General features: G+C 71.1%; 22 protein-coding genes. 16 read left to right on the top strand and 6 right to left on the bottom strand.

Annotated features, from left to right (window positions below):
• The first annotated feature begins 58 nt into the window (after positions 1-58).
• The 3 genes from QC283_RS03860 (at position 59) to nudC (ending at position 6,143) form a co-directional block, all read left to right on the top strand.
• Positions 59-3,610, top strand: coding sequence for an ATP-dependent DNA helicase (locus QC283_RS03860; protein ID WP_279559896.1), 3,552 nt, complete (start codon positions 59-61; stop codon positions 3,608-3,610).
• A gap of 10 nt (positions 3,611-3,620) precedes the next feature.
• Positions 3,621-5,033, top strand: coding sequence for a dipeptidase (locus tag QC283_RS03855; RefSeq protein WP_279559895.1), 1,413 nt, complete (start codon positions 3,621-3,623; stop codon positions 5,031-5,033).
• Between the two features lie 165 nt (positions 5,034-5,198).
• Positions 5,199-6,143, top strand: coding sequence for an NAD(+) diphosphatase (nudC, locus tag QC283_RS03850; protein WP_279559894.1), 945 nt, complete (start codon positions 5,199-5,201; stop codon positions 6,141-6,143).
• Between the two features lie 83 nt (positions 6,144-6,226).
• Here the strand turns inward: nudC and QC283_RS03845 are convergent, their stop codons facing one another.
• Positions 6,227-6,469, bottom strand: a complete 243-nt coding sequence (locus QC283_RS03845; RefSeq protein WP_279559893.1) for a mycoredoxin — start codon at positions 6,467-6,469, stop codon at positions 6,227-6,229.
• A 187-nt stretch (positions 6,470-6,656) separates the two neighbouring features.
• Here QC283_RS03845 and QC283_RS03840 point away from each other — a divergent pair, with 187 nt between their 5' ends.
• The 4 genes from QC283_RS03840 (at position 6,657) to QC283_RS03825 (ending at position 10,220) form a co-directional block, all read left to right on the top strand.
• Positions 6,657-8,858, top strand: coding sequence for an ATP-dependent DNA helicase UvrD2 (locus QC283_RS03840; protein ID WP_279559892.1), 2,202 nt, complete (start codon positions 6,657-6,659; stop codon positions 8,856-8,858).
• 165 nt (positions 8,859-9,023) lie between these two features.
• Positions 9,024-9,356: a hypothetical protein gene (locus QC283_RS03835; protein ID WP_279559891.1), complete on the top strand. Its 333-nt coding sequence runs from the start codon at positions 9,024-9,026 to the stop codon at positions 9,354-9,356.
• 175 nt (positions 9,357-9,531) lie between these two features.
• Entirely contained in the window at positions 9,532-9,900 is a 369-nt protein-coding gene (locus QC283_RS03830; RefSeq protein ID WP_279559890.1) for a WhiB family transcriptional regulator, read from the top strand.
• Positions 9,897-10,220, top strand: a complete 324-nt coding sequence (locus QC283_RS03825; RefSeq protein WP_279559889.1) for a hypothetical protein — start codon at positions 9,897-9,899, stop codon at positions 10,218-10,220. Before QC283_RS03830 ends, QC283_RS03825 begins: the two co-directional genes overlap by 4 nt.
• Before the next feature lie 111 nt (positions 10,221-10,331).
• Here QC283_RS03825 and QC283_RS03820 read toward each other — a convergent pair whose 3' ends face one another.
• Complete coding sequence (locus tag QC283_RS03820; RefSeq protein ID WP_279559888.1) at positions 10,332-11,726, bottom strand: ABC1 kinase family protein; 1,395 nt, start codon at positions 11,724-11,726, stop codon at positions 10,332-10,334.
• Positions 11,719-12,933, bottom strand: coding sequence for a TOMM precursor leader peptide-binding protein (locus QC283_RS03815; RefSeq protein ID WP_279559887.1), 1,215 nt, complete (start codon positions 12,931-12,933; stop codon positions 11,719-11,721). Before QC283_RS03815 ends, QC283_RS03820 begins: the two co-directional genes overlap by 8 nt.
• Before the next feature lie 290 nt (positions 12,934-13,223).
• On the opposite strand from QC283_RS03815, the gene QC283_RS03810 reads away from it, so the two are divergent.
• From QC283_RS03810 to QC283_RS03795, 4 genes are all read left to right on the top strand, one after another.
• Positions 13,224-13,820, top strand: a complete 597-nt coding sequence (locus QC283_RS03810; RefSeq protein WP_279559886.1) for a M48 metallopeptidase family protein — start codon at positions 13,224-13,226, stop codon at positions 13,818-13,820.
• A 146-nt stretch (positions 13,821-13,966) separates the two neighbouring features.
• Positions 13,967-15,805 carry a TerD family protein gene (locus QC283_RS03805; RefSeq protein WP_279559885.1) on the top strand — a complete coding sequence of 613 codons (1,839 nt, stop codon included), beginning with the start codon at positions 13,967-13,969 and terminating at the stop codon, positions 15,803-15,805.
• A gap of 13 nt (positions 15,806-15,818) precedes the next feature.
• Positions 15,819-16,499, top strand: a complete 681-nt coding sequence (locus QC283_RS03800; RefSeq protein ID WP_217246527.1) for an AIM24 family protein — start codon at positions 15,819-15,821, stop codon at positions 16,497-16,499.
• 17 nt (positions 16,500-16,516) lie between these two features.
• Complete coding sequence (locus QC283_RS03795) at positions 16,517-17,272, top strand: AIM24 family protein (protein ID WP_279559884.1); 756 nt, start codon at positions 16,517-16,519, stop codon at positions 17,270-17,272.
• Between the two features lie 62 nt (positions 17,273-17,334).
• Here QC283_RS03795 and QC283_RS03790 read toward each other — a convergent pair whose 3' ends face one another.
• Together QC283_RS03790 and QC283_RS03785 are read right to left on the bottom strand one after the other, a co-directional pair.
• Positions 17,335-17,850 carry an NUDIX hydrolase gene (locus QC283_RS03790; protein WP_279559883.1) on the bottom strand — a complete coding sequence of 172 codons (516 nt, stop codon included), beginning with the start codon at positions 17,848-17,850 and terminating at the stop codon, positions 17,335-17,337.
• Positions 17,847-19,316 carry a zinc-dependent metalloprotease gene (locus tag QC283_RS03785; RefSeq protein ID WP_279559882.1) on the bottom strand — a complete coding sequence of 490 codons (1,470 nt, stop codon included), beginning with the start codon at positions 19,314-19,316 and terminating at the stop codon, positions 17,847-17,849. The genes QC283_RS03790 and QC283_RS03785 overlap by 4 nt, the downstream gene beginning before the upstream one ends.
• 192 nt (positions 19,317-19,508) lie before the next feature.
• Here QC283_RS03785 and QC283_RS03780 point away from each other — a divergent pair, with 192 nt between their 5' ends.
• From QC283_RS03780 to QC283_RS03765, 4 genes are all read left to right on the top strand, one after another.
• Complete coding sequence (locus QC283_RS03780; RefSeq protein ID WP_279559881.1) at positions 19,509-20,630, top strand: SDR family oxidoreductase; 1,122 nt, start codon at positions 19,509-19,511, stop codon at positions 20,628-20,630.
• Positions 20,631-20,753: 123 nt separating this feature from the next.
• Positions 20,754-21,215: a molybdenum cofactor biosynthesis protein MoaE gene (locus QC283_RS03775; RefSeq protein ID WP_279559880.1), complete on the top strand. Its 462-nt coding sequence runs from the start codon at positions 20,754-20,756 to the stop codon at positions 21,213-21,215.
• A 121-nt stretch (positions 21,216-21,336) separates the two neighbouring features.
• The gene (locus QC283_RS03770) at positions 21,337-21,501 is read left to right on the top strand and encodes a hypothetical protein (RefSeq protein ID WP_007444545.1); all 165 of its coding nucleotides are present in this window, start codon (positions 21,337-21,339) and stop codon (positions 21,499-21,501) included.
• Between the two features lie 55 nt (positions 21,502-21,556).
• Entirely contained in the window at positions 21,557-22,651 is a 1,095-nt protein-coding gene (locus QC283_RS03765; protein ID WP_279559879.1) for a YlbL family protein, read from the top strand.
• A 56-nt stretch (positions 22,652-22,707) separates the two neighbouring features.
• Here QC283_RS03765 and QC283_RS03760 read toward each other — a convergent pair whose 3' ends face one another.
• Positions 22,708-23,250: a PPA1309 family protein gene (locus QC283_RS03760; protein ID WP_279559878.1), complete on the bottom strand. Its 543-nt coding sequence runs from the start codon at positions 23,248-23,250 to the stop codon at positions 22,708-22,710.
• 164 nt (positions 23,251-23,414) lie between these two features.
• On the opposite strand from QC283_RS03760, the gene QC283_RS03755 reads away from it, so the two are divergent.
• Positions 23,415-26,432, top strand: coding sequence for a UPF0182 family membrane protein (locus QC283_RS03755; protein WP_279560384.1), 3,018 nt, complete (start codon positions 23,415-23,417; stop codon positions 26,430-26,432).
• Position 26,433 lies beyond the last annotated feature (1 nt).

Raw genomic sequence — 26,433 nt, 5'->3', positions numbered from 1 at the left:
CTCCACTCCGAAGGCGATCCGGCGCCCGCTGTCAGTACCCGCCGCTAGCCTCTGAGACGTGCCCGCCCATCTCACCGATCCCGAGCAGCTCAAGGAGCTCCTCGGCATCCCCTTCACCCCGGAGCAGACGGCCTGCATCATCGCGCCGCCCGCCCCGCAGGTGATCGTGGCCGGAGCCGGGTCGGGCAAGACGACGGTGATGGCCGCGCGCGTGGTGTGGCTGGTCGGCACCGGCCAGGTCGCCCCGGAACAGGTCCTCGGTCTCACCTTCACCAACAAGGCGGCCGGAGAACTCGCCGAACGCGTCCGCAAGGCACTGATCAGGGCCGGCGTCACCGACCCGGACGTGATCGACCCGGACAACCCGCCGGGTGAACCGGTGATCTCGACCTACCACGCCTTCGCGGGCCGTCTCCTGACCGACCACGGCCTGCGCCTCGGCCTGGAACCGACCTCCCGTCTGCTCGCCGACGCCACCCGCTACCAGCTCGCCGCGCGCGTGCTGCGCGAGGCCCCCGGCCCCTACCCGGCGCTCACCCGCTCCTTCGCCGACCTGGTCAGCGACCTCCTCGCCCTCGACGCCGAGCTCGCCGAGCACCTCGTACAACCCGAGGAACTGCGCGCCTGGGACGCCGGCCTCCTGGACTCCCTGCAGAGCGTCAAGCTCTCCAACGCCGATCTGCGCAAGGTCCCCGAGGCCGCCACCGCGCGCCGGGCCCTCGCCGACCTGGTGACCCGCTACCGGGCCGCCAAGCGCGAACGCGACCTGCTCGACTTCGGCGACCAGATCGCCCTGTCCGCACAGCTCGCCGGGCTCCCGGAGGTGGGCCGCGTCCTGCGCGACGAGTTCCGGGTGGTGCTGCTCGACGAGTACCAGGACACCTCGGTGGCGCAGCGCATCCTCCTGGCGGGCCTGTTCGGCGGTGGCACCGGCCACCCCGTGACCGCCGTGGGCGACCCCTGCCAGGCCATCTACGGCTGGCGCGGAGCCTCCGTCGCCAACCTCGACGACTTCCCGGAGCACTTCGCACACGCGGACGGCCGCTCCGCCACCCGACAGGCGCTCAGCGAGAACCGCCGCAGCGGCGGCCGCCTCCTCGACCTCGCCAACGGCCTCGCCGACCCACTGCGCGCCATGCACGCGGGCGTGGAGGCCCTGCGCCCCGCCCCCGGCGCCGAACGCGACGGCATGGTCCGCTGCGCCCTGCTGCGCACCCACGCCGAGGAGATCGACTGGATCGCCGACTCCGTCGCCCACCTCGTGCGCACGGGCAAGGCGCCCGGTGAGATCGCCGTCCTGTGCCGCACGGCGACCGACTTCGGCGAGATCCAGGGTGCGCTGGTGGCCCGCGACGTCCCCGTGGAGGTGGTGGGCCTTTCCGGACTGCTCCACCTGCCCGAGGTGGCCGACCTGGTCGCCGTCTGCGAAGTCCTCCAGGACCCCGGCGCCAACGCCTCCCTGGTCCGCCTGCTCACCGGCCCGCGCTGGCGCGTCGGCCCGCGCGACCTCGCCCTCCTCGGCCGCCGCGCCCGGAACCTGGTGAGCCACGCGCGCGTGGACGGCGACGACGACCCCGACCGACGACTCGCCGAGGCCGTCGAGGGCGTCGACCCGTCCGAGGTGATATCGCTCGCGGACGCCCTCGACACCTTCCTGGAGACGCCGCTGGACGGCACCGGGGACGACGACGGACTGCCCTTCTCGCCGGACGCGCGCGTGCGGTTCGCACGGCTGGCCACCGAACTGCGCGACCTACGGCGAGCCCTGGCCGACCCGCTCATGGACGTCCTGCACCGGGTCCTCGCGGTCACCGGTCTGGAGGTCGAGCTGTCGGCGTCCCCGCACGCCCTGGCAGCCCGCCGCCGCGAGACCCTGTCGAACTTCCTGGACGTCGCCGCGTCCTTCGCCGCGAGCGACGGCGAGGCCTCCCTGCTCGCCTTCCTCGGCTTCCTGCGCACCGCCGCCCAGTACGAGAAGGGCCTCGACAACGCCCTGCCCGGCGGCGAGAACACCGTCAAGGTGCTCACCGCGCACAAGTCCAAGGGCCTGGAGTGGGACGTCGTCGCCGTACCCGGTCTGGTCACCGGCACCTTCCCCAGCGGGCAGGGCCGGGAGAAGTGGACCGCCCAGGGCAAGGTGCTGCCGCACGGCCTGCGCGGCGACGCGGACACCCTGCCCGACGTCGGGTCCTGGGACTCCCGGGGCCTGAAGGCCTTCCACGAGTCCATGAAGGACCACCAGCACACCGAGGAACTCCGCCTCGGCTACGTCACCTTCACCCGCCCCCGGTCCCTGCTGCTGGGCTCCGGTCACTGGTGGGGGCCCAGCCAGAAGAAGCCCCGCGGACCGTCCGACTTCCTCACGGCACTCCACGAGCACTGCGCCGCCGGCTACGGCGAGACCGAGGTCTGGGCGGACGAACCCGCCGAGGACGAGGAGAACCCCGCCCTGCACCTGGCGACCGCCGAGCAGGCCTGGCCCCTGCCTCTGGACGACGAGGCACTCGCCCGACGCCGGGCCGCCGCCGAGACGGTCCTCGCCCATCTGGACAGCCTCGCCTCCCACGAGGCCGCCCACCCGGCCGCCGCGCACGACCCGGACACCTACGACGACCCGGACTGGCCGCCGCCCCCTGAAGACGACGAGGCACTCGGGGAGCAAGAGATCCTCGGCGACCCCGGCTGGACGGACGAAGACCCGGCCGACTGGGACTCCTGGGCCGGGGGCCGGCCAACCGCCCCGCCGGACCTCACCGTCCCACCGGACAGCAGCCCCACCATCCCGCACCAGGCGACGCCTCCGGGACAGCCCGGCAACACCGACCGGCCCCGCCCTCACTACGAGGAACCACGGTCCGGGCAGACCGGCCCCGCCCGCCTCAGCCCGGAGGAGGCCCGCACCGTCGCCTCCTGGGACCGCGACCTCGACGCCCTCACCGGGGAGCTCCTGCGCGCCCGCGAGAGCGTCACCGAGGTGCGTCTACCGGCGTCGCTGACCGCCACCCAGTTGCTGAGCCTGGCCGCCGACCCGGACGGCTTCGCGCAGGAGCTGGCCCGGCCCATGCCCCGCCCGCCCCAGCCCGCCGCGCGCCGGGGCACCCGTTTCCACGCCTGGGTCGAGGCCCGTTTCGAGCCACTGACGCTGCCCCTGCTCGAACCCGAGGAGCTTCCCGGCAGTGAGGCCGAGATCGCCGACGAACGCGATCTGGAACTCCTCAAGGACGCCTTCGAACGCACCGAGTACGCCCGGCGCACCCCGTACCGCGTCGAGGCCCCCTTCCAGCTCCCGCTCGCCGGCCGTGTCGTACGCGGCCGCATCGACGCCGTCTACAAGGAGGGCGACGGGAAGACGGCGACGTACGAGATCGTCGACTGGAAGACGAACCGATCCGGCACCGCCGACCCGCTCCAGCTCGCGCTCTACCGTCTCGCCTGGGCCGAGCAGCAGCACGTACCGCTGGAGTCGGTGACGGCCGCCTTCCTGTACGTACGCACCGGCGAGGTCGTACGGCCCGAAGGGCTGCCGGACCGCCCCGCGCTGGAGAAGTTGCTGCTGGCCGAGCCGGTCGGTGACGAACCGCACGATCAGGGTGCCCGTGCGGGCCGATAGGCTCGTGAGTATGAGCCACCCCGTTGACAATGCTGTCAGCGCTGTCCGTACGTACATCGAGCAGCACCGCGCCGCCTTCCTCGACGACCTCGTCGAATGGCTGCGTATCCCGTCCGTGTCGGCCCAGCCCGACCACGCGACCGATGTGCGCCGCAGCGCCGACTGGCTCGCAGCCAAGCTGAAGGAGACCGGTTTCCCGACGGCCGAGGTCTGGCCGACCCCGGGCGCCCCCGCCGTCTACGCGGAGTGGCCCTCCGGCGACCCGGAAGCACCGACGGTCCTCGTCTACGGCCACCACGACGTGCAGCCCGCCGCCCGCGAGGACGGCTGGAGCAGCGAGCCCTTCGACCCCGTCGTCCGCGGGAACCGCCTCTACGCGCGCGGTGCGGCCGACGACAAGGGACAGGTGTTCTTCCACACACTCGGCGTCCGTGCCCACCTCGCCGCCACCGGCCGCACGGCCCCCGCGGTGAACCTCAAGCTGCTGATCGAGGGCGAGGAGGAATCCGGCTCCCCGCACTTCCGCGCCCTGGTCGAGGAGCGCGCCGAGCGGCTCACCGCCGACGCGGTGGTCGTCTCCGACACCGGTATGTGGTCCGAGGACACCCCCACGGTCTGCACCGGCATGCGCGGTCTCGCCGAGTGCGAGATCCGGCTGCACGGACCCGACCAGGACATCCACTCGGGCTCCTTCGGCGGCGCGGTCCCCAACCCGGCCACCGCCGTCGCCCGCCTCGTCGCCGCCCTGCACGACGAGCACGCGCGCGTGGCGATCCCGGGCTTCTACGACGGCGTGATCGAACTCACCGACCACGAGCGTGACCTCTTCGCCGAACTCCCCTTCGACGAGCGGCAGTGGCTGCGTACGGCCAAGTCGTACGCGGCCCACGGCGAAGCCGGGCTCACCACCCTGGAGCGCGTCTGGGCCCGCCCCACCGCCGAGGTCAACGGCATCGGCGGCGGCTACCAGGGCCCGGGCAGCAAGACGATCATCCCGTCGTCCGCCATGGTGAAGCTCTCCTTCCGGCTGGTCGCCGGCCAGGACCCCGGCCACGTCGAGAAGGCCGTCCGCGCCTGGGCCGCCGAGCAGGTGCCCGCCGGGATCCGCTGCGAGATCACCTTCGGCGCGGCCACCCGCCCGTGCCTGACACCGCTGGACCACCCGGCGCTGCGGTCCGTGGTCCGCGCCATGGGCCGGGCCTTCGAGAAACCCGTCCGCTTCACCCGAGAGGGCGGCTCCGGACCGGCCGCCGACCTCCAGGAGGTCCTTGGCACACCGGTGCTCTTCCTCGGCATCTCCGTCCCGTCCGACGGCTGGCACGCCCCCGACGAGAAGGTCGAACTGGACCTGCTCCTCAAGGGCGTCGAAACCTCCGCCCACCTGTGGGGCGACCTGGCGGAGCACTGGCGCCACGCGCCCTGAACGCCCCGCACGCTCGCGGTCCGGACCGGCATCGTGCGCGCGGCACACTGGAAAGGCCGCCCCGCACCGCCGAGCCCTCCCGGACCCGGTCGCCACCCGCCCGCCGTACGACCCGCCGAACCGCCTGCCGCACCGAACCGCTCACCGGGGGAGTTGGAAGCACCCGTGACCACCTGGACCGACCACACAGCCGACCGTCCCATCTCGCTCACCGCCCCGAGCGGCATCGACCGTGCCGCCCACCATCGCCTCGACGAGGCCTGGCTCGCGGCGGCGTGGAGCCACCCCTCGACGCGCTGCTTCGTGGTCTCCGGCGGCCAGGCCCTCATCGACGAGACGCCCGACGGGCGCACCGAACTCGTCATGACCCCGTCCTTCGAGGCCCCGCTCACCGAGGCACACCGCTACTTCCTGGGCACCGACGAGGACGGCATCAGCTACTTCGCCCTCCAGAAGGACTCCCTGCCCGGCCGCATGGACCAGTCGGCCCGCGCGGCGGGCCTGCGCGAGGCCGGCCTGCTCCTGTCGCCCCGCGACGCGGGCCTGCTCGCCCACGCGGTCGCCCTGGAGAACTGGCAGCGCCTGCACCGGTTCTGCTCCCGCTGCGGCGAGCGCACCGTCATCGCCGCGGCCGGCCACATCCGCCGCTGCCCCGCCTGCGGCGCCGAGCACTACCCGCGCACCGACCCCGCGGTGATCATGGCGGTCACGGACGGGGAGGACCGCATCCTGCTCGGCCGCCAGGTCCACTGGCCCGAGGGCCGCTTCTCGACGCTCGCCGGTTTCGTGGAGCCCGGCGAGTCCATCGAGCAGTCGGTCCGCCGCGAGGTCTACGAGGAAGCCGGCATCACCATCGGCTCCGTCGAGTACGTCGCCAGCCAGCCCTGGCCCTTCCCGTCCAGCCTCATGCTGGGCTTCATGGCCCAGGCCACCTCGACCGACATCAACGTCGACGGCGACGAGATCCACGAGGCCCGCTGGTTCTCCCGCGACGATCTGGGCGCGGCCTTCGAGTCCGGTGAGGTGCTCCCGCCCTACGGCATCTCGATCGCGGCCCGCCTCATCGAGCTCTGGTACGGCAAGCCCCTGCCGACGCGCGGCTCCTTCTGACACCGGACGCCGTAGAGGGGTGGCCCTTCCCCGCGGGGAAGGGCCACCCCTCTACAGCGTTCTGAGCGCTTCCGCGCTATCGCTTACGCGCCGACCTTCTGCTTCACCTGCGCCAGCGACGGATTCGTCAGCGTCGAGCCGTCCGGGAAGAGCACAGTCGGCACCGTCTGGTTTCCGCCATTCGCCTTCTCCACGAACGCGGCGGACTCCGGGTCCTGCTCGATGTTGATCTCGGTGTACGCGATGCCCTCGCGGTCCATCTGGCCCTTCAGCCGACGGCAGTAGCCGCACCATGTGGTGCTGTACATCGTCACAGTGCCCGGCATGTCTATCGCGCTCCTTAGGCGGCTCGGGGATGAGGTCGCATCGAGGCAACGTCCGCGAAGGCGGCACCATTCCCGGCGAGCACAGACGCGACCGCGACGCGTGATACCTGTCGCATCGGTACGACTATCGGTGCGTGCCTGTGGACAACCGACTCACGCGTCTCCCACGACCTGGCAGCATGGCAGTGTGACAGCAGCAACGCACTCCACCCTCTTCCCGCAGGTACCGGACTCGGCCGACGCGGTGCTCGACGGGCTCGACCCCGAGCAGCGCGAGGTGGCGACCGCCCTGCGCGGCCCGGTGTGCGTGCTGGCCGGTGCCGGTACCGGCAAGACCCGGGCGATCACCCACCGCATCGCCTACGGGGTACGCGCCGGGATCCTCCAGCCCTCCAGCGTGCTCGCCGTCACCTTCACCAACCGTGCCGCCGGGGAGATGAGAGGCCGGCTGCGCCAGCTCGGGGCCGCGGGCGTCCAGGCCCGCACCTTCCACTCGGCGGCGCTGCGCCAGCTCCAGTACTTCTGGCCGAAAGCGATCGGCGGCTCCCTGCCCCGGCTCGTCGACCGCAAGATCCAACTCGTCGCCGACGCGGCCGCCGCCTGCCGCATCCGCCTCGACCGGGGCGAGCTGCGCGACGCCACCGCCGAGATCGAGTGGTCCAAGGTGACCCAGACCGTCCCCGCCGACTACGCCCTGGCGGCGGCCAGGGCCGGCCGTGAGGTGCCCCGCGACCCGGCCGAGATCGCCCAGCTCTACGCCGCCTACGAGGACCTCAAGCGCGGGCGGGGTGTCATCGACTTCGAGGACGTGCTGCTGCTGACGGTGGCCGTCCTCCAGGACCGCCACGATGTCGCCGAGCAGGTCCGGGCCCAGTACCAGCACTTCGTGGTCGACGAGTACCAGGACGTCAGCCCCTTGCAGCAGCGACTGCTGGAGCTGTGGCTCGGCGACCGCGACGACCTGTGCGTGGTCGGCGACGCCAGCCAGACGATCTACTCGTTCACGGGAGCAACCCCCGACCATCTGCTCGACTTCCGCGGTCGTCACCCCGGCGCCACTGTCGTCAAGCTGGTCCGCGACTACCGCTCCACCCCGCAGGTGGTCCACCTCGCCAACGGTCTGCTCGCCCAGGCCCGGGGCCGGGCCGCCGACCACCGGCTGGAACTCGTCTCCCAGCGTTCCGCGGGCCCCGAGCCCGTCTACACCGAGTACTCGGACGAACCGGCCGAGGCCGAGGGCGCCGCCCGCCACATCCGCGAGCTCATGGACTCGGGCGTCCCGGCCGCCGAGATCGCGGTCCTGTTCCGCACGAATTCCCAGTCGGAGACCTACGAACAGGCCCTCGCCGACGCCGGCGTCCCCTACCAGCTGCGGGGCGCGGAGCGCTTCTTCGACCGCCCGGAGGTGCGCAAGGCCATCAGTTCCCTGAGGGCCGCGGCGCGCTTCGGCGGCAACGACTCCCTGCTCGACGACGTCGTCGACCTGCCCTCCCAGGTGCGCGCGGTGCTGTCCGGGGAGGGGTGGACCACGCAGCCCCCGGCCGGTTCGGGAGCGGTCCGCGAGCGCTGGGAGTCGCTGGCCGCCCTGGCCAACCTCGCCCAGGACTTCGCCGCCGCCCGAGCGGGCGCCACGCTGAGCGACCTCGTCACGGAGCTCGACGAGCGGGCGGGCGCCCAGCACGCCCCGACGGTGCAGGGCGTCACCCTCGCCTCCCTGCACTCGGCCAAGGGCCTGGAGTGGGACGTCGTCTTCCTGGTGGGCGTCACCGAGGGCATGATGCCGATCGCCTACGCAAAGACCGACGAGCAGATCGAGGAGGAACGCCGCCTCCTCTACGTCGGCGTCACCCGTGCGCGCGAACGGCTCCATCTTTCCTGGGCGCTCGCCCGCTCGCCCGGCGGACGGCCGAACCGCCGTCCCAGTCGCTTCCTGAAGGGGCTGCGGCCCGGTTCGGGGACGACAGGCGGGCGTACGGCCGCGGGTGGCTCGGGCGGCGTCGAGCGCGGCTTCGGGGGCGGCGGCACAGCGGCCGCCGTATCCAGACGGACGCAGCGGACCCCGGCCCGCTGCCGGGTCTGCGGACGCACGCTCACCGACGCCGGTGAGATGAAGCTGATGCGCTGCGAGGACTGCCCGTCCGACATGGACGAGGGTGTCTACGAGCGGCTGCGCGAGTGGCGGGCGATCCAGGCGGGAAGCAGCGGGCAGCCCGCGTTCTGCGTCTTCACCGACAAGACGCTGATGGCGATCGCCGAGTCCGTCCCGGAGGACGAGCGCGAGCTGGCACGGATCCCGGGTGTCGGGGCGCGGAAGCTCAACCGTTACGGGGCGGACGTCCTGGCCATCTGCGCAGGCCGGGACGGAGCGCGGCTTGACGGAGACGGCTGAAACGAACTCGTCGAAAAAATAGTTTGCGCATGCCCCAGGAATCCCCATAGGTTCTTGGTCACGGGAGCAGCGGCCTTCCCGAAGGCCCTGAATCCGTGTTGTACTTGCATATCCGCGGACTGGTTCGTCCCAGTCCCCCCGAGACGCCGAGAGGAGGCGAGTTCAGTGATCAGCATCGACTTCAGCTCCACCATCAGCTCCACCGCCAAAATGACCGATCGCTCGGCCGTCTCCCTGTGCATGCTCGGCGCTTCCAACCCGGGCACCGGTCTGTCCGGCATTCGTGCCGTGCGTCCGGCCGCCGCCTCCGTTGCTCCCGCCGGCCTTCCCGTCCGCGAGCGCAATGAGCGACCGACCAAGGCACTGGAAGCAGCAGTAGAGGCACAGGCGCATGCCTATGCCTTTACCGCGACCGGTGCCGGATTCCGGAAGCAGACGACGCAGCACCACCTGATGTGGGCCTTCCGTGGGCCAGAACCCTGGAGTGATCCAGCCTGATCGCCGATCAGGCAGGCGCCTTCAGGGCCGCGGAACCCCATCCGGGATCCGCGGCCCTTTTGTTTGTCCCCGAACGGGGGCGACAGCACGAAGGAGCCTCGGGACAAGAAAAGAACCCGGTACCAAGCCGCCACCCGGCCGACCGGCCGGAACGACCAGACGAGGAAGAAACCCCGTGCAACTCGAAGCGCACGCCCCGTCCGTACCGCCTTCCGACACGATCCCCAAGCCCGTCCCCACGGAGGACCCCACCTTGACCCCGCTCACCGCGCTCACCGCGCTCGACGACGCCATCGAGAACCTCGGCGTGCCCGTTCCCTGCCGCTCCTACGACCCGGAGGTCTTCTTCGCCGAGTCGCCGGCGGACGTCGAGTACGCCAAGTCCCTCTGCCGCACCTGCCCGCTGATCGAGGCCTGCCTCGCCGGTGCCAAGGAGCGGCGTGAGCCCTGGGGCGTCTGGGGTGGCGAGCTGTTCGTGCAGGGTGTCGTCGTCGCCCGGAAGCGGCCCCGTGGCCGCCCGCGCAAGAACCCGGTCTCGGCATGAACACCGCAGGAACGATCGATCGCCCCCTCACGTACGACCCCAAGAAGCAGGCCCCGATGAAGCCGTCCACCCACGACATCGCAGGCTCCACGCCTGAGGACTTCACCACCAGCGACGCGAAGGACTCGCGTCAGAACAGGACCCGCGAGATGCAACTCATCCCAGAAGCCCTGGCTCGTGCGCATATGCACGACCGCCTGCAGGAGGCGGAGCGGGAACGCCGGGCGCTGCGCCTGGCGACCGCTCGCCGGATGCAGCGCCGGGCCGAGCGCGCCTCGATGCGTGCCCGGCGCGCGCTCGCCATGGCGGTCATGCAGTAACAGGCCACACCCGAAGCGATGGCCTCCCGGTCGGGGAGGCGACGCTCTGCCCGTGGGGGCCGGTCCGTCCGAACGGGCCGGCCCCCACGGCGCGTTCAGCGCGCCGGAGGCTCACGCCTCCGCCGCCGTCTCCTCCACCTCGTACCCGTCCTCCGCTTCGTACCCGTCCTCCTCCTCGGGGAGGAACCCGACCAGCCAGTCCTCCAGCTCGTCACGCAGCCGCACCGTCGCTCCCAACTGGCACAGCACCCCGATGGTGCTCAAGGTCACCCGGTGGATCAGGAGGTAGGCCGGCGGCAGGTTGAGCTGCTTGGCCAGCTGGTACGCGGGGGAGCGTGGATCGCCGATGCGGGCCGCCTGGCTCCGCATCCAGCCGCGGGTGAAGGTGAACTCGTCCACCCGGGCCGGTTCGATGATCGGCAGGAGGTAGTCGAGGACGGCGTCGGGGTCCAGCTCTATCGACTCCTTGACGAAGCCCTCCGAGCAGAGCATCTCGTAGACGGCGTCCGCCTCGCCGTCCAGCGTCATGCGCAGGGCCGCCCCGATGGGCTCGGGCAGGCCGCCCGGGAGACGGTCGACCGTGCCGAAGTCCAGGACGCCCAGACGCCAGTCGTCCTCGCCGTCCGGCCCGCCGGGCAGCAGACGGAAATTGCCCGGGTGCGGGTCGGCGTGCAGAAGGCCGGTGCGGGCCGGGCCCGAGAAGAGGAAGTGGGCCAGGAGCTGGCCCGCACGATCGCGCTGCCCCGGTGTGCCGTCCGCGATGATCTCCGCCATCGGAATGCCGTCGATCCACTCGGTGACCAGTACCTGCTCGCACTGGTGGACGACGTCCGGCACCACGATGTCCGGGTCGTCCGCGAACTCCTCGGCGTGGGTTTGCTGGGCCTGTGCCTCCAGGTCGTAGTCCAGTTCCTCCGAGACCCGGTCCTTCAGCTCTGTGATCAGCGGTTTGATGTCCATGCCGGGGACCAGCGGGCCCAGCAGGCGGGCGAAACGGCTGAGCTGGTTCAGGTCGGACAGCAGGGCCTCGCCGGCGCCCGGGTACTGCACCTTGACCGCCACTTCGCGGCCGTCGTGCCACACCGCCCGGTGCACCTGACCGATGGAGGCGGCCGCGGCGGGCTTGTCCTCGAATTCCAGGAACAGGTCGTGCCAGTCCTCGCCGAGCCGCTCCGCGAGCACGGAGTGCACCGTGCGTGTCGGCATCGGCGGTGCCGCTTCCTGCAGCTTGGTCAGCGCTGCCCGATAGGGGCCGGCGACCTCCTCGGGCAGCGCCGACTCGAAGACGGACAGGGCCTGCCCGAATTTCATCGCCCCGCCCTTGAGCTCGCCCAGCACCTTGAACAGCTGCTCCGCGGTGCGCTGCTGCAGCTGCTGGCCGACGATCTCCGCGGACTCGCCCACGATTCGCTTGCCGAGCCCCCAGGTCGCCCGCCCGGCGAAGCCGAGCGGGAGCGCGGCGAGCTTGGCGGTTCGGGTGACCGCCTTGCGCGGAAGATCAGACATGCGCCCTCCAAGTCCCAGCCGGCCGCGCCGGTTCTGCCTCATGGCGTACGTCCGTCGACGGCCCTTGCCCAGCCATTGTCGCGCGCCGCTCCCCATACTCGGGGGTGTGTTCCTGCCCACCTTTTCCGGCGGCTCCGCACGGGCACGCGGGGTGCGCTCGGACCGGCCGTGTGTGCCACCGCAGTCCGGGCAGCGAGACCTCCCAGCGTGCGCCGACGCTCGAGGGTGTCCGGCCGTCCAGGAAAGCGAGCGCGTGGGCGGCGGCCAGGCCGGCGACTGTCGTGGCCAGGGTGAGGTCACAGGGCCGTACCTGCCGCTGCCTGCCGGAGCGCCACTGTGCGACCAGACGGGGCCAGGCCGGGTCCCGGTCGGCGCGGTCGGCGTACAGACATCCCGCGCACCCCGTCTCGCCGGGCAGGACGAGAGGGCCGACGACACCGGTCCCCTCCACGACACCGGCGTACAGGTGGGGCGTGCCGGACGCCATGAGGGATTCCGCGGAGGCGGGGTCGGGGGTGTGCACCGCGACGTCGTCGCGCGGGGCGACGACCACCAGGGAGAAGCCCGGTGCGCCCTCCTCGGGCGGCGTGGTGGGACCGCGGCGCGGCGGACGGTCCGGCGCGGCCCGGCGGACGACACGACGGGCCGTCTCGTCCCGGCGGTCACCGACGGACTCGGCGGGGAGCCCGCCCGGGGCGACGTCCCACGGTTCGACACGTCCGCCGTCGAGCACGTCGATCTCGCCGACGCCCGCGCCCGACAGGAGGCCGGACAGCACCGCGCCCACCCGCCCCGCACCCCTCACACGCACCCGCAGGGCACGCCGGGCGGCCAGCTGCCTCATCGCGGCCCCCGGTTCGGAGGTGGTCAGGGACAGGGAGGCCAGGTCGGGGCGGAGCCGGTCGAGGACGTCCTTCTTCTCCCGCAGCGCGTCGGTGTCCGGTCCGCCGCCCCGGGAGTCGTCGAGGAGCCCGGCCCGCGCCAGCCCTTCCACGACCCGGTCGACATGTCCTTCCGGCAGGTCCATGCGATGCCCCTCCTCGCGCAGGAGCGCCGGCCCGCGGGTGCCGTTGAGCAGCTCGAGGAAGCTGCCCGTGGCCGTGTCCACCGGTCCGAGCGTCAGCGCATGCGCCGGCGTCATTCCGAACTGCACGGTGTTCAGATCACGCCAGCCGCGCCTGAGCGCGGGTTTCACCATCGGATGCATGCCAGATCCCCCGTAAGAATCCGAAAGTCGTCGAACGTCCTCTGTGTCCGGCGGTGGTCGGTCGCGTGCTGATTCATGTGGTCGGCCGCGAATCCGCCGGCGAGTGCCAGCATGCCCGGATATACGACCGGGCGTCGAAAGTTGTCCACAGGCGGTGGGTATTCGTCGTACCGGTCAGTCATACAAACCAGTCGTACACATCAGTCGGGGATCGAAAGGTGTGGTGGCGGATCGGCACCGAACCATCCCGGAGCCGGGACTTCCCCGTGTGCAACGGGTAACGTCGTGGCGTGTCCGCCGACCCACTGCACCGCGCCGGGGCGCCCCAGCACGCACCGACGAATCCGCCGCCGAACGGCTCGGGGACGAGCGCGATCGAGGTCCGCAGGAGCAGCCGGCGACGCCGGACGGTCTCCGCGTACCGCGAGGGCGATCGCACCGTCGTACTGATCCCCGCCCGGATGTCCGAGGCGGAGGAGCAACGCTGGGTGAGCGTCATGCTGGACAAGCTGGCCGCCCAGGAGAGCAAGCGAGTCCTCGGCGACGCCGAGCTGGCCGAGCGCGCGGAGCGCCTGTCGGGCCAGTACTTCGACGGGCGGGCACGGCCCACCTCGGTCCGCTGGGTCACCAACCAGAACACGCGCTGGGGCTCGTGCACGCCGTCCGAGGGAAGCATCCGGCTGTCGCACCGCCTCCAGGGCATGCCCGAGTACGTCGTCGACTACGTCCTCCTCCACGAACTGGCGCATCTGCTCGTCCCCGGGCACGGGCCCCGGTTCTGGCGGCTGCTGGAGGCGTACCCGAGGACCGAGCGGGCCCGGGGCTACCTCGAGGGCGTGGTCGCCGCCGACCGGCTGCCCCACGTGCCCGGCGCCCGCAGCGAGTAGCGCGCCCCCGAGTGTGCCCCGGTGGGGTGTTCGGCACAGCCGCGCACGGGTTCTGTACCGGGTCGGTACCGACTTCCTCCGGTGTCCGGGTTAGCCGTTAGCCTGACGCGACGCACTCGTATTCGGATGGGGGACGGTCGTAACGCATGGCCAGGGAATTCCAACGCGGCCACAAGGCCAGGATCAGTGACCTCACCTCGGGCACGGATCTGTACGTAGGCGTGCAGATCTCCGGCCCCGGGCTGAGCTTCGACATCAGCTGCTTCGGTCTCGACGCCGACGAGCGGCTCTCCGACGACCAGTACTTCGTGTTCTTCAACCAACCGAAGACCCCTGAGGAGTCCATCCAGCTCCTGGGTGCGCAGGCGGGTGACACGGAGTCCTTCCGGGTCACCCTCGACAGGATCCCGTCGCGGATCCAGAAGCTTTCCTTCACGGCCACGATCGACGGCGCCGGGCAGATGTCGCAGGTCGGCCCCGGGTACATCAGGATCGTCGCGGGCGGCGAGGAGGTGGCCCGGTACCCGTTCAACGGCTCCGAGTTCTCCACCGAGCGCGCTGTGATGCTGGGTGACTTCTATCTGAAGGACGTGTGGCGGTTCGCCGCCATCGGGCAGGGCTTCGACGGCGGGCTGGACGCGCTGCTGAGGAACTTCGGCGGCGAGGTCGCCGAAGAGGAGGCGCCCGAGGCGCAGCAGCCGCAGACCGGCGCCGCCCCCGGCTTCGCCCCGCCCGCCCAGGCCTCGGCGCCGCCGGCGTTCGGCGCCCCGGCTCCAGCTCCCGCCCCCGCGCCGCAGCACGCGCAGCCGGCCCCGCAGGGCTTCGCCCCTCCGCCCGGCGCCACGCCACCCCAGGCTCCCGCCCCGGCGCCCGAGCCCGACGTGCACGCCGCGCAGACCATCGTCGCGCCCGTGAACACGCCGCCCGGCGGCTCCCCGGTGCCGCCCCCGGCCCCGGCGCCCGCGCCGTACGGCCAGCCGGGCCAGCCCGGGCAGCAGCCGCCGTACGGGCAGATCCCCGGCCAGACCGCCCCGCCGCCTCCCGGCTACGGCCAGCCCCAGACCCCCCAGGCCCCGGTCCCGCCGCCCGGTTACGGCCAGCCGACTCCGCCGCCCGGTTACGGCCAGCCGACTCCGCCGCCCGGTTACGGCCAGCCGACCCCGCCCCAGGGCTACGGCCAGCCCACTGCGCCGCAGGGTTACGGGCAGCCCGCCCCGCCTCCCGGCTACGGCCAGCCCCAGGCGCCCCACGGCGCCCCGCAGGGCATGCCCCAAGGGGCTCCGCAGGGCATGCCCCAAGGGGCTCCGCAGGGCGCGCCGCAGGGCGCCGGGGTCATGGCCGCGCTCCAGCAGTTCAAGGAGACGGCGACCGGACAGCGCTGGACGCAGCAGAACAAGAAGATGGTCCGCGTCGACCTCGGCGCGGAAGGCCAGCCCGTACTCGCCCGGCAGGGCAGCATGGTGCTCTACCAGGGCAAGGTCGACTTCAGCTACAAGGGCGCCGGATTCGCCGGCCGGGTCGTGGGCAACGCCACCGGCCAGGAGATGCAGCTGATGCGCTGCACCGGCAAGGGGCAGGTGTTCCTCGCCGACAACAGCGCGATGCTGCACCCCATCGAGCTCCAGGGCGACGCCGTGTGCGTCTCCGCGGAGAACGTCCTGGCCTTCGACGAGAGCCTCCAGTACGAGGTCCGCCGCATCGAGGGGCACGGCATCCCCGGTGGCGCGCTGTTCACGATGCAGTTCCAGGGCACCGGCACGATCGTCGTCAAGACGCACGGCGTGCCCGTGGTGCTGCCGGTCACGCCCACCACGTTCGCCGACTGCAACGCCGTGGTCGCCTGGTCGGCCGCCGCCCAGGTGGTCGTCTCCAGCCAGGTGCGGATGCGCCGCAACTCCTACGCGGGTGACACGGGCGAGAGCGTCAACCTGCAGTTCCGGGCGGCGCCCGGCAACTTCGTCGTCGTCCAGCCGTACGAGATCTGAGGGAGAGCCCGACATGAACCAGCCGCTCGCGGGCTACGCTCCCGCACCGGTCACCGCCCGCATGGAGAACCACGGCAACCACATGCTGAAGGTCGCCATGCAGACCGGAAACGACCTCCTCGCGCGCGTGGGCTCGATGACCGCCTACGAGGGCTTTGTCCAGTACGAGCCCAACCCGCCGGCCGTCCGCCAGATCGCCAAGGACTGGATGACCGGCGAGGGCGCGCCCCTGATGAAGTGCTCCGGCGACGGCCTGCTCTACCTCGCCGACTACGGCGCGAACGTCGTCGTCATCAACCTCAACGGCGACGGAATCTCCGTCAACGCCACCAACCTGCTCGCCTTCGACGCCCATCTCACCTGGGGCGTGGAGCGGGTCAAGGGCCTGGCGAAGTTCGCCGGGCAGGGTCTGTGGAACACCAAGATCTCCGGCCAGGGCTGGGTCGCGCTGACCTCCCGGGGCAAGCCGATCGTGGTCGACTGCGGCGGTGGCGAGGACGAGACGTACGTCGACCCGGACGCGCTCGTCGCCTGGTCGCCGAACCTGAAGGTGAAGGGCAAGCGCAGCTTCAAGGCGCAGTCGCTGATCGGCCGCGGGAGCGGCGAGGCCTACCAGATGGCCTTCTCCGGTCAGGGCATCGTCGTCGTCCAGCCCAGTGAGGACAGCACCGACCGCCTCCGGGTCCGGGGCTGAGGGGGAGCCAGAACATCATGCAGAGCCCGCTTTTCGCCTACAACGACCAGCAGACCCAGGAAGCCTGGAGTCTGCAGAACAAGCACATGCTCCGCGTCGCCCTGGAAGGCCACGACGACGTGCTCGCCCGCAAGGGCACGATGGTCGCCTACCAGGGGCTCGTCGAGTTCGACGCCGAGTACCAGAGCAACAACCAGTCACGCTCGCGCGCGCACACGGGTGAGGGCCTCGACCTGATGCGCTGCCACGGGCAGGGCACGGTCTTCTTCGCCAACCTCGCCCAGCACATCCACGTGATGGAGGTCGACCAGGACGGTCTCACTGTCGACAGCAGCTACGTGCTGGCGATGGACTCGTCCCTGCACCACGAGGTCATCGCGGTCGACAGCCTGTACGGCATCTCCGGCTCGGGGAAGTACCAGCTCAACATCACCGGCCGGGGCAAGGTCGCCCTGATGACCTCGGGCGCCCCGCTGCTGATGCAGGTGACACCCGACAAGTACGTCAACTGCGACGCCGACGCGATCGTGGCCTGGTCCACCGGCCTGCGCGTGCAGATGCAGGCCCAGACGCACTCCTCCGGTGTGTGGCGGCGCCGCGGCAGCACCGGCGAGGGCTGGGAGCTCAGCTTCATGGGCAGCGGCTTCGCGCTCGTCCAGCCCAGCGAGCTGCTGCCGCCGCAGAACGCCCAGATCGGCCAGGGCGTCGCCGCGCAGTACGGCATGGGTCAGCAGGGAGCCCGCGGTCAGAACCAGGGGAACGTCTGGAGCTGAGCGCGGCCCGGTGGGCACGGTCCGGTAAGGGGTGATCGCACAGGCGGTCACCCCTTACGGGTTCAGAGCCGGGCCCGAGTTGCCTCGAGCAGGCGTACGACCGAGTCGTCGGCCACGTCCGCGACCTCCGCGTACGGGAACCAGCGCAGGTCGAGGGACTCGTCACTGATCGCCTCCACGGCCCCCTCGGGAGCCACCGCCGCGTACTGGACGTCCAGGTGCCAGGCGCACGGCGTGTGGTGGCGGTCCAGCCGCACGGGGCCGCCGGGCAGCAGGGTGAGTCCGGCGACGCCCGACTCCTCCGTGCCCTCGCGCAGGGCCGCCCTCGCCAGGGTCTCGTCGACCGGCTCGCAGTGGCCGCCCATCTGCAGCCACATGCGCAGCTTCTTGTGGAGGGTCAGCAGGACCCGCTCGCGCGACGGGTCGATCACGAGGGCGCTCGCCGTGAGGTGCCCGTCCCCGCAGGCCTTCCACAGGCCGTCCGGGTGCGCGGCGAGGTGGTCCAGGTAGACCTGGCGCAGCTCGTCCTGGCCCTCGTAGCCCTTCAGGACCAGGACCGCGTCGTCGTGGAGGCTCACTCGGCGTCGTCGCCCTTGCCCTCGCCCTTGCCGTCGGTCTCGTCCTGCCCCTTCCCGTCCTTCTCCTTCGGATCGGGCTTCTTCAGGTCGGGCTTGCCCGCCGCCTCGCCGAGCATCTTGTCCAGCTCGGAGAAGTCGAGCTGCTCACGGTGTACGAAACCGTCCGGGTCGTCCAGGTCGGACGCGGTCGGCAGCATGTCCGGGTGGGCCCACAGGCCGTCCCGGCCGTCGACGCCGTGCGCGTCCGTCAGGGACGCCCACAGACGCGAGGCGTCGCGCAGGCGGCGTGGACGCAGCTCCAGGCCGATCAGCGTGGCGAACGTCTGCTCCGCCGGGCCGCCCGAGGCGCGTCGGCGACGCAGCGTCTCGCGCAGCGCGTCGGCGGAGGACAGGCGCGGCTTGGCGGCGGCGTGCACCACCGCGTCCACCCAGCCCTCGACGAGCGCCAGAGCCGTCTCCAGACGGGCCAGGGCGGTCTTCTGTTCCGGGGTGTCCTCCGGCTGGAACATGCCCTGCTGGAGAGCTTCCTGCAGCTGCTCGGGATTCTGCGGGTCGAACTGGCCGACCACGTCCTCCAGCTTGGCGGTGTCGACCTTGATCCCGCGGGCGTAGCCGTCGACCGCGCCGAACAGGTGCGAGCGCAGCCACGGCACGTGCGCGAAGAGGCGCTGGTGGGCGGCCTCGCGCAGGGCGAGATACAGCCGCACCTCCTCCTGGGACACGCCGAGGTCCTTGCCGAACGCCTCGATGTTCGCCGGCAGCAGCGCGGCCTTGCCGGCCGGGCCGAGCGGCAGGCCCACGTCGGTCGAGCCGACGACCTCGCCGGCGAGCACGCCGACGGCCTGCCCGATCTGCGTGCCGAACATGGCGCCGCCCATGGAGCGCATCATGCCGATCAGCGGGCCGGCCATGGCCTGCATCTCCTCGGGCAGCACGTCGCCCATGGCGGTGCCGACGCGCTCGGCGACCGGGTCGACGAGCTCCCGCCAGGCGGGCAGGGTCGCCTCGACCCACTCCGCCCGGCTCCAGGCCACCGCGGTGCCCGCGCCGGAGGGCAGGGCGGTCGCGTCGTCCAGCCACAGGTCGGCCAGGCGTACGGCCTCCTGGACGGCGGTGCGCTCGGCGGGACCGATGCTGGCGTCCTTCGTGCCGTCCGGCGTGCCCTGGGAGACCGTCTGGCGGGCGATCTGCTTGGCCATGTCCCAGTTCACCGGGCCGCCCTCGTAGGAGAGCATCTGGCCCAGCTGCTGGAACGCGGCGCCCAGGTCGTTGGGGTTCATGGAACCGAACATGGCAGCGAACGGGTTGTCCGCACCGGGGCCGCCGAGGCCGCCGGCTCCGGGCCCGAATCCGAACGGGTTGGCCGGTCCCTGACCACCGCCGCCCTGCTGGTCCTTCTTCTTGCCCTCGTCGCCGTCGTCCGGCTCCTCCGGCGGAAGGCCGAATCCGAATGGGGTGTCACTCACGGGGTTCCTCGGCTGGTAGGGCCGCCGGTTCTTTCCGGCGGCACGGCTGCCCGACTTCACCACCCAGCGTAGACACCCGGGGCGGTTCGGGCCTCGGTGCTTCGCCGACTGACGGCCTGCGGCAGGATGGATGCCACCTGGTACGTACGCGTCGCTCGCGCCCGTACTGAAGACAACCGCTGGAGACGCCCGGTGAGTTCCCCAGATCCGCAGGTTCGCGCAGCGCGAAACCAGTCAACCAGTTCCCCCCGCCCCGGCGCGCGCGGACCCGTCGTCGCGGTCACCGGTGCCGCGTCCGGTGTCGGGGCACTGCTCGCCGCGCGGCTCGCCGCGTCCGACGAGGTCAGACAGGTCGTGGCCATCGATGAACGGCGTGGTGAGTGCACGGCGGCACAGTGGCAGATCCTGGACGTACGGGACCCTGCCATCGCCGAGAAACTGCGCGGCGTGGACGTGGTCGTGCACCTGGCGCTCGACCTCGATCTGGAGACCGACGCGGCCGCCCGGACGGCTTACAACGTCCGGGGGACACAGACCGTCCTGACCGCCGCGGCGGCGGCCGGCGTACGCCGTGTCGTGCTGTGCACCTCCGCGATGGTCTACGGCGCCCTGCCGGAGAACGAGCTGCCGCTGTCCGAGGACGCGGAGCTGCGCGCCACGGCCGAGGCCACCGGGGTCGGGGACCTGCTGGAGATCGAGCGGCTCGCACGTCGCGCACCGCGCGCGCACCCCGGCCTCAATGTGACCGTCGTCCGGCCGGCGGTGCTGGTCGGAGGTATGGACACTGCGCTGACCAGGTATTTCGAGTCTCCTCGGCTGCTTGTCGTGGCCGGGTCGCGGCCGGCCTGGCAGTTCTGCCACATCGACGACCTGTGCAGTGCGCTGGAGTACGCCGTGCTGGAGAAGGCCGACGGGGAACTGGCCGTCGGCTGCGACGGCTGGCTGGAGCAGGAGGAGGTCGAGGAGCTCAGCGGCATCCGGCGGATGGAGCTGCCGTCGGCGGTCGCGCTGGGCGCGGCGGCCCGGCTGCACCGCATCGGCCTGACCCCGTCCCCGGCCGGGGACCTGGCGTACACGATGTACCCCTGGGTGGTGAGCGGCAGCCGGCTGCACGACGCCGGATGGCGGCCGAAGTACACCAACGAGGAGGTGCTCGCGGAGCTGCTGGAGGAGGTCGCCGGGCGGCACACGGTCGCCGGGCGGCGGCTCGGGCGCAAGGACGCGACCGCGGCGGGAGCCGCCGGAGCGACCGTGGCGCTGCTGGGCGCGGCCGCGGTGGTGCGGCGGGCGCGAAAGGTCCGGCGACGGATCTGAGGCCCGGCGACGGATCTGAGGCGGGCGACCGCGAGGCCCTGTAGGAGGCTCCAAAGCGGTACGCGTGCGTGCGGGGCGATAGCGCTATTCCGCGCCGTCCGTGGCGTGGGGCACGATGGGCGTATGGCAACCACGAACGACCACCCCGGTGAGCTGGCCGCCCCGGATCCCGTCAAGCTGATCGGCATCCGGGAGACGCGCCTGTCCGTGGACGAGGTGTTCCGGGCCGTAGGAGACGACGCGGCCGGCGGGACCGCGCTGTTCGTCGGGACGGTCCGCGACCACGACGGGGGGAGTGACGTCGACCGGCTGGGGTACTCGTGCCACCCCAGTGCCGAGGCCGAGATGCGGCGGATCGCCGAGAAGGTCGTCGCGGAGTACCCCGTACGGGCGCTCGCGGCGGTGCACCGGGTGGGGGACCTCGAGGTCGGGGATCTCGCCGTGGTCGTCGCCGTGTCCTGCCCGCACCGGGGCGAGGCCTTCGACGCCTGCCGGAAGCTGATCGACGACCTGAAGCACGAGGTGCCCATCTGGAAGCACCAGTCCTTCTCGGACGGGACCGAGGAGTGGGTCGGCGCGTGCTGACGACCGCGCCGCTCCCGTGACTCCGGTTGCGTAACCGACCCCCCGGCGTGAGCGTTGTCACTGCGGATGGTTAATCTGCTGATCAGTCAGTCGCGGACGCTCATGGGGTTGGGAGGTCGGCATGGCAGCGCTTGCCTGGTTGCTGATTCCGCTTGTGGCCGCCGTCGGCGCGGGTCTGTGGGGCAGTTGGGCCAACCGGACCCGCAAGGCACGGAGCGACGGGCCCGAGCTGGACGGCTACGCCCGCTTCCGTGAGGCCATGGAGAAGCCCCGCACCGGAGCCTGATCGTACGGCGCATCCCTGACGGTGTTCTGACAGCCCCGTCCCGTACTGTCGTGCCATGCCACGCCGCACCGCGACGATGCTCGCCTCCACCCTGATGCTGATCGCGCTCCTGTGCGCGGGTGTGTTCATCCCCGTGCCGTACGCGGAGATGTCCCCGGGGCCGACGGTGAACACCCTTGGCGACCACGACGGCGAGCCGGTGCTGCGGATCGACGGGCGCGAGACCTATGAGGCGAGCGGCCATCTGAACATGACCACCGTCCGGGTCACCAGCGCCGAGTACAAGATGAACCTCGTGGAGGCCGTCTACGGCTGGCTGGCGCACGACAACCGCGTGGTGCCGCACGAGACCCTCTACCCGGACGGAAAGACCGAGGAAGAGGCCACCCAGGAGAACGCCGAGGAGTTCAGCCAGTCCCAGGAGAGCGCCAAGGTCGCCGCCCTCAAGGCACTCGACATCCCGGTGAAGTCCTGGGTGGTCGTCTCCACGGTCGTCAAGGACTCACCGTCCGAGGGCAGGCTGCACGCCGGAGACGTGATCAAAGCGGTGGACGGCAAGACCGTCAAGAAGCCGGCGGACGTCGCCGAGCTGGTGACCGAGCACAAGCCCGGACAGGACGTCGTCTTCACGATCGTGCCCGCCAAGGAGCAGGCCGCCGCGGAGAAGGAGGGCCGGACGCCCACCGACACGCAGGAGGTCACGATCGCCACCGCGGCCTCGGACGACGCCGGTGAGAAGCGCGCCATCGTGGGGATCGCCGCCGGGACCGATCACACGTTCCCGTTCTCCATCGACATCAAGCTGGCCGACGTCGGCGGCCCGAGCGCCGGTCTGATGTTCGCCCTCGGCATCTACGACAAGCTCACGCCGGGCGACCTGACCGGCGGCAAGTTCGTCGCCGGCACCGGAACGATCGACGACAACGGCAAGGTCGGCCCGATCGGCGGCATCGGGATGAAGACCATCGGCGCACGCGAGAAGGGCGCCCAGTACTTCCTGACGCCCGCCGACAACTGCGCGGCCGCCGCCGAGGACATCCCCGACGGGCTCACCCTCGTGAAGGTGGACACCATCGACGACGCCCTCGGCGCGCTGGAGGACATCCGCTCGGGAAAGACCTCGGACCTGCCGAAGTGCACGACCGGATGACGGACGCGGTGACGGACCCGGTGACGGACCGGGCAGCCGCGTAGCGCCCCGCGGAGCTACTCCTCGAAGGTAGCCGTCAGCGCCTGGGCCAGCCCCGGCACCAGGTCGGAGCCCGTGAGGACCTCCGTGGCGGCGTCCTTCTCCCGCAGCCGCAGGGCCGAGTCGCGGGCGCCGTCGCGCAGGACCGCGACCGTCATGCGGACCTCCTGGCGCTCGGGGTGCTCCGCCACCCACTGCGCCAGCTTCGTCTCGTTCAGGCCCTCGGGGACCTGGGCCTCGGCGGACGGCGGCAGCATCAGGCGCTCCACGGCGAGGGCGCAGCCGACCACCGCGTCGGGCCAGGCGATGGTGCCCAGGAACTCGTCGAGCGGCTGGTCCGTTGGAATCTCGTCCTGCTCGATCGGGGTCAGGCCGGAGCTCTCCGACTCGTCCCGCAGACCGAGCCGGTCCGCGAGCGAGGGCTGGTCGGCCCTCAGACGTGCGGTGTCGACAAGTGCGAAGAGGCGTGCGGGCTGGTCCCAGCCGAGGCCGGAGACGTACTCGTCGATCTCGAGTACGGCCCGGGTGAGGGGGTTCGCTGCCATGGGGGTGTTGGACATGGTCACAATCCTGCCTCGTTGGTAGCCCGAATCGGGAACCGAGTAAACGATGAGTAAGTTGCATAGGTGTGGGCCCACGATCACGGGGGCGCACGGGGGGCCCACGAACCCGAGGGCCTGACGGATCAACAGCGAACTTCGAGGTGCGCACCTTGGCTTTCCAGATGCCGGACCGCGGCGGAGGCCCCCCGACGGGGCCGCGGATCAGAGTGGGCCGCCCGTCCCGGCGTGTCCGAACCCTGCTGATGACACTTGGTGTCCTCGCCGTGCTCGCCATGGCGTTCACCATGTTCGCGGGATTCTGGACGGACTGGTTGTGGTATCGGTCGGTCCACTACTCGTCGGTGTTCACGACGACCCTGTGGACCAAGATCGGACTCTTCTTCGTCTTCGGTCTGCTGATGGCACTCGCCGTCGGGTTCAACATCTGGCTGGCCCACCGGCTGCGGCCGCCGCTGAGCGCCATGTCGATGGAGCAGCAGAACCTCGACCGGTACCGGATGGGCATCGCCCCGTACAAGAAGTGGCTGCTGCTCGGTATCACCGCCCTGGTCGGTCTGATCGCGGGCGCCTCGGCGTCCGGTCAGTGGCGGACCTGGCTGATGTGGGTCAACGGCGTGCCCTTCGGGCAGAAGGACCCCCAGTTCAAGCTGGACGTCGCCTTCTACGCCTTCGACCTGCCCTGGTACCGGTTCCTGCTGGGCTTCGGCTTCGCCGCCGTGGTCATCTCCGTGATCGCCGCCGCGCTCACCCACTACCTGTACGGCGGGCTCCGCGTCACCAGCCCGGGTGCGCGCGCCACGGCCGCGGCCACCGGGCACCTGTCGGTGCTCATCGGCGTCTTCGTCGCCCTCAAGGCGGTCGCCTACTGGCTCGACCGGTACGGGCTGGCGGTGAAGTCCAGCGACTTCAAGGCGACCGACAGCTGGACGGGCCTGAGGTACGTCGACGCCAACGCCTACCTGCCGGCCAAGACGATCCTGTTCTGCATCGCCGTCATCTGCGCGCTGCTGTTCTTCGCCACCCTGTGGCGTCGCACCTGGCAGCTGCCCGTGATCGGCTTCGGCCTGATGGTGCTCTCCGCGATCCTCATCGGCGGCCTGTACCCGGCGCTGGTCCAGAAGTTCCAGGTCCAGCCGAACGAGCAGGCCAAGGAGGCGCCGTACGTCCAGAAGAACCTCAAGGCGACGCGCGAGGCCTACGGCATCGAGGGCACCCAGGTCACCGAGTACCCGGGTGTGAGCGAGACCAAGGACAAGACCAAGCTCCGTGACGACGTGGATGCCGCGGCGTCCATCCGGATCATGGACCCGAACGTCATCTCGCCGACGTTCCAGCAGCTCCAGCAGATGCGGAACTACTACGCGTTCCCGAACAACCTGGACGTCGACCGCTACGCCAAGGACGGCAAGGACCAGGACACGGTCATCGGCCTGCGCGAGCTGAACCTGGCCGGCATCCCGAAGAAGAACTGGATCAACAACCACTTCCGCTACACCCACGGCTACGGCGTGGTCGCGGCCAAGGGCACCGAGGTCGACTCCGAGGGCCGCCCGGTCTTCACCGAGTCCAACCTGCCGTCCGAGGGCGACCTCGGCACGTACGAGCAGCGGATCTACTACGGCGAGAAGACCACCACGTACTCGATCGTCGGCGGTCCCCAGAAGGAGATCGACTACTCCGACGACACCGGGGAGAAGACGTTCAGCTACAAGGGTGACGGCGGGGTCGACCTGTCCAACCCGGTCAACCGGGCGGCATACGCGGCCGCGTTCGGCGAGCCGCAGATCCTCTACTCCGGCGCGATCGGAGAGGGCTCGCGGATCCTGTACAACCGCACGCCCAAGGAGCGACTCGAGGCCGTCGCCCCGTGGCTGACCATCGACGGCGACGCCTACCCGGCGGTGGTGGACGGCCGTATCCAGTGGATCGTCGACGCGTACACGACGACGAACGGCTACCCGTACGCCTCCCGTACGACGCTGGGCGACACGACCGCCGACTCCCTGACCGCGGCCAACGACCAGCGCGCGGTGGTGGCCCAGCAGAACCAGGTCAACTACATCCGCAACTCCGTGAAGGCGACCGTCGACGCGTACAGCGGTGACGTGAAGCTCTACCAGTGGGACACCAAGGATCCGGTCCTCAAGACCTGGATGAAGGCGTTCCCGGACACGGTGCAGGACAAGGACGAGATCTCCGACGAGCTGATGGCGCATCTGCGCTATCCGCAGGACCTGTTCAAGGTCCAGCGCGAGCTGCTCACGCGCTACCACGTGAAGGACGCCAACACGTTCCTCAGCGGCAGCGAGGTGTGGCAGGTTCCGGACGACCCGACCAACAAGTCGGGCGACGCGGTACCGCCGTACTACCTGAGCATGAAGATGCCCGACCAGGACAAGCAGGCGTTCTCGCTCACGACGACGTTCACACCCAACGGACGTGACAACCTCAGCGCGTTCATGGCGGTCGACGCCGAGGCGGGGACAGACGGCTACGGCAAGATCAGAATCCTGAAACTGCCCACCAGTACGACCGTCGACGGGCCCAAACAGGTCCAGAGCCAGTTCAACTCCGAACAGGACATCGCCGAGTCCATCAGGCTGCTGAGAGGCGGCGACTCGGAGGTCGAGTACGGCAACCTGCTGACGGTGCCGTTGGACGGCGGGCTGCTGTACGTGGAGCCGGTCTACGTGCGCGGTGGCGACCTCAAGTACCCGCTGCTGCGCAAGGTGCTGGTCAGCTACGGGGGTGCCACAGCCTTCGAGAACACCCTCGACGAGGCGCTCGCCAAGGTCTTCGGGGAGGCGACGGGGGAGGGCACGACCGAGCCACCACCGGACGAGGGCGAGGACACGACCAAGCCGCCACCGACGTCCACCAACCCGACGGTGCGGGAAGCGCTGGGCGACGCGCAGGAGGCCTTCGACGCCGGCCAGAAGGCCCTGGAACAGAAGGACCTGGCCGCGTACGCGGAGGCCCAGAAGGACCTGGAGGAGGCCCTGCGGCGCGCCGAGGATGCGCAGGCCAAGGTCGACGAGAGCGCCGGCGGCAAGAACGGGGACGGTAAGAACGGGGACGGCAAGACCGGGGAACAGGCCGGGGACAAGGCCGGGGACGGCAAGTCCGGTCCGAGTCCCACCCCGACCGGAGACTCCGGTGGAGGTTCGGACAGCGGCTGAC

Origin of the sequence: Streptomyces sp. DH41, assembly GCF_029813785.1 — a bacterium.
GTDB lineage: Bacteria > Actinomycetota > Actinomycetes > Streptomycetales > Streptomycetaceae > Streptomyces.
This window is presented reverse-complemented; position numbering and strand designations above follow the sequence as displayed.

Bases quoted from the DNA above. Each gene is read 5' to 3' on its own strand.
- QC283_RS03855 (WP_279559895.1), top strand. From the start codon at position 3,621: ATGAGCCACCCCGTTGACAATGCTGTCAGCGCTGTCCGTACGTACATC.
- QC283_RS03845 (WP_279559893.1), bottom strand. From the start codon at position 6,469: ATGCCGGGCACTGTGACGATGTACAGCACCACATGGTGCGGCTACTGC.
- QC283_RS03825 (WP_279559889.1), top strand. From the start codon at position 9,897: ATGAACACCGCAGGAACGATCGATCGCCCCCTCACGTACGACCCCAAG.
- QC283_RS03820 (WP_279559888.1), bottom strand. From the start codon at position 11,726: ATGTCTGATCTTCCGCGCAAGGCGGTCACCCGAACCGCCAAGCTCGCC.
- QC283_RS03815 (WP_279559887.1), bottom strand. From the start codon at position 12,933: ATGCATCCGATGGTGAAACCCGCGCTCAGGCGCGGCTGGCGTGATCTG.
- QC283_RS03805 (WP_279559885.1), top strand. From the start codon at position 13,967: ATGGCCAGGGAATTCCAACGCGGCCACAAGGCCAGGATCAGTGACCTC.
- QC283_RS03800 (WP_217246527.1), top strand. From the start codon at position 15,819: ATGAACCAGCCGCTCGCGGGCTACGCTCCCGCACCGGTCACCGCCCGC.
- QC283_RS03795 (WP_279559884.1), top strand. From the start codon at position 16,517: ATGCAGAGCCCGCTTTTCGCCTACAACGACCAGCAGACCCAGGAAGCC.
- QC283_RS03775 (WP_279559880.1), top strand. From the start codon at position 20,754: ATGGCAACCACGAACGACCACCCCGGTGAGCTGGCCGCCCCGGATCCC.
- QC283_RS03770 (WP_007444545.1), top strand. From the start codon at position 21,337: ATGGCAGCGCTTGCCTGGTTGCTGATTCCGCTTGTGGCCGCCGTCGGC.
- QC283_RS03765 (WP_279559879.1), top strand. From the start codon at position 21,557: ATGCCACGCCGCACCGCGACGATGCTCGCCTCCACCCTGATGCTGATC.
- QC283_RS03760 (WP_279559878.1), bottom strand. From the start codon at position 23,250: ATGTCCAACACCCCCATGGCAGCGAACCCCCTCACCCGGGCCGTACTC.
- QC283_RS03755 (WP_279560384.1), top strand. From the start codon at position 23,415: ATGCCGGACCGCGGCGGAGGCCCCCCGACGGGGCCGCGGATCAGAGTG.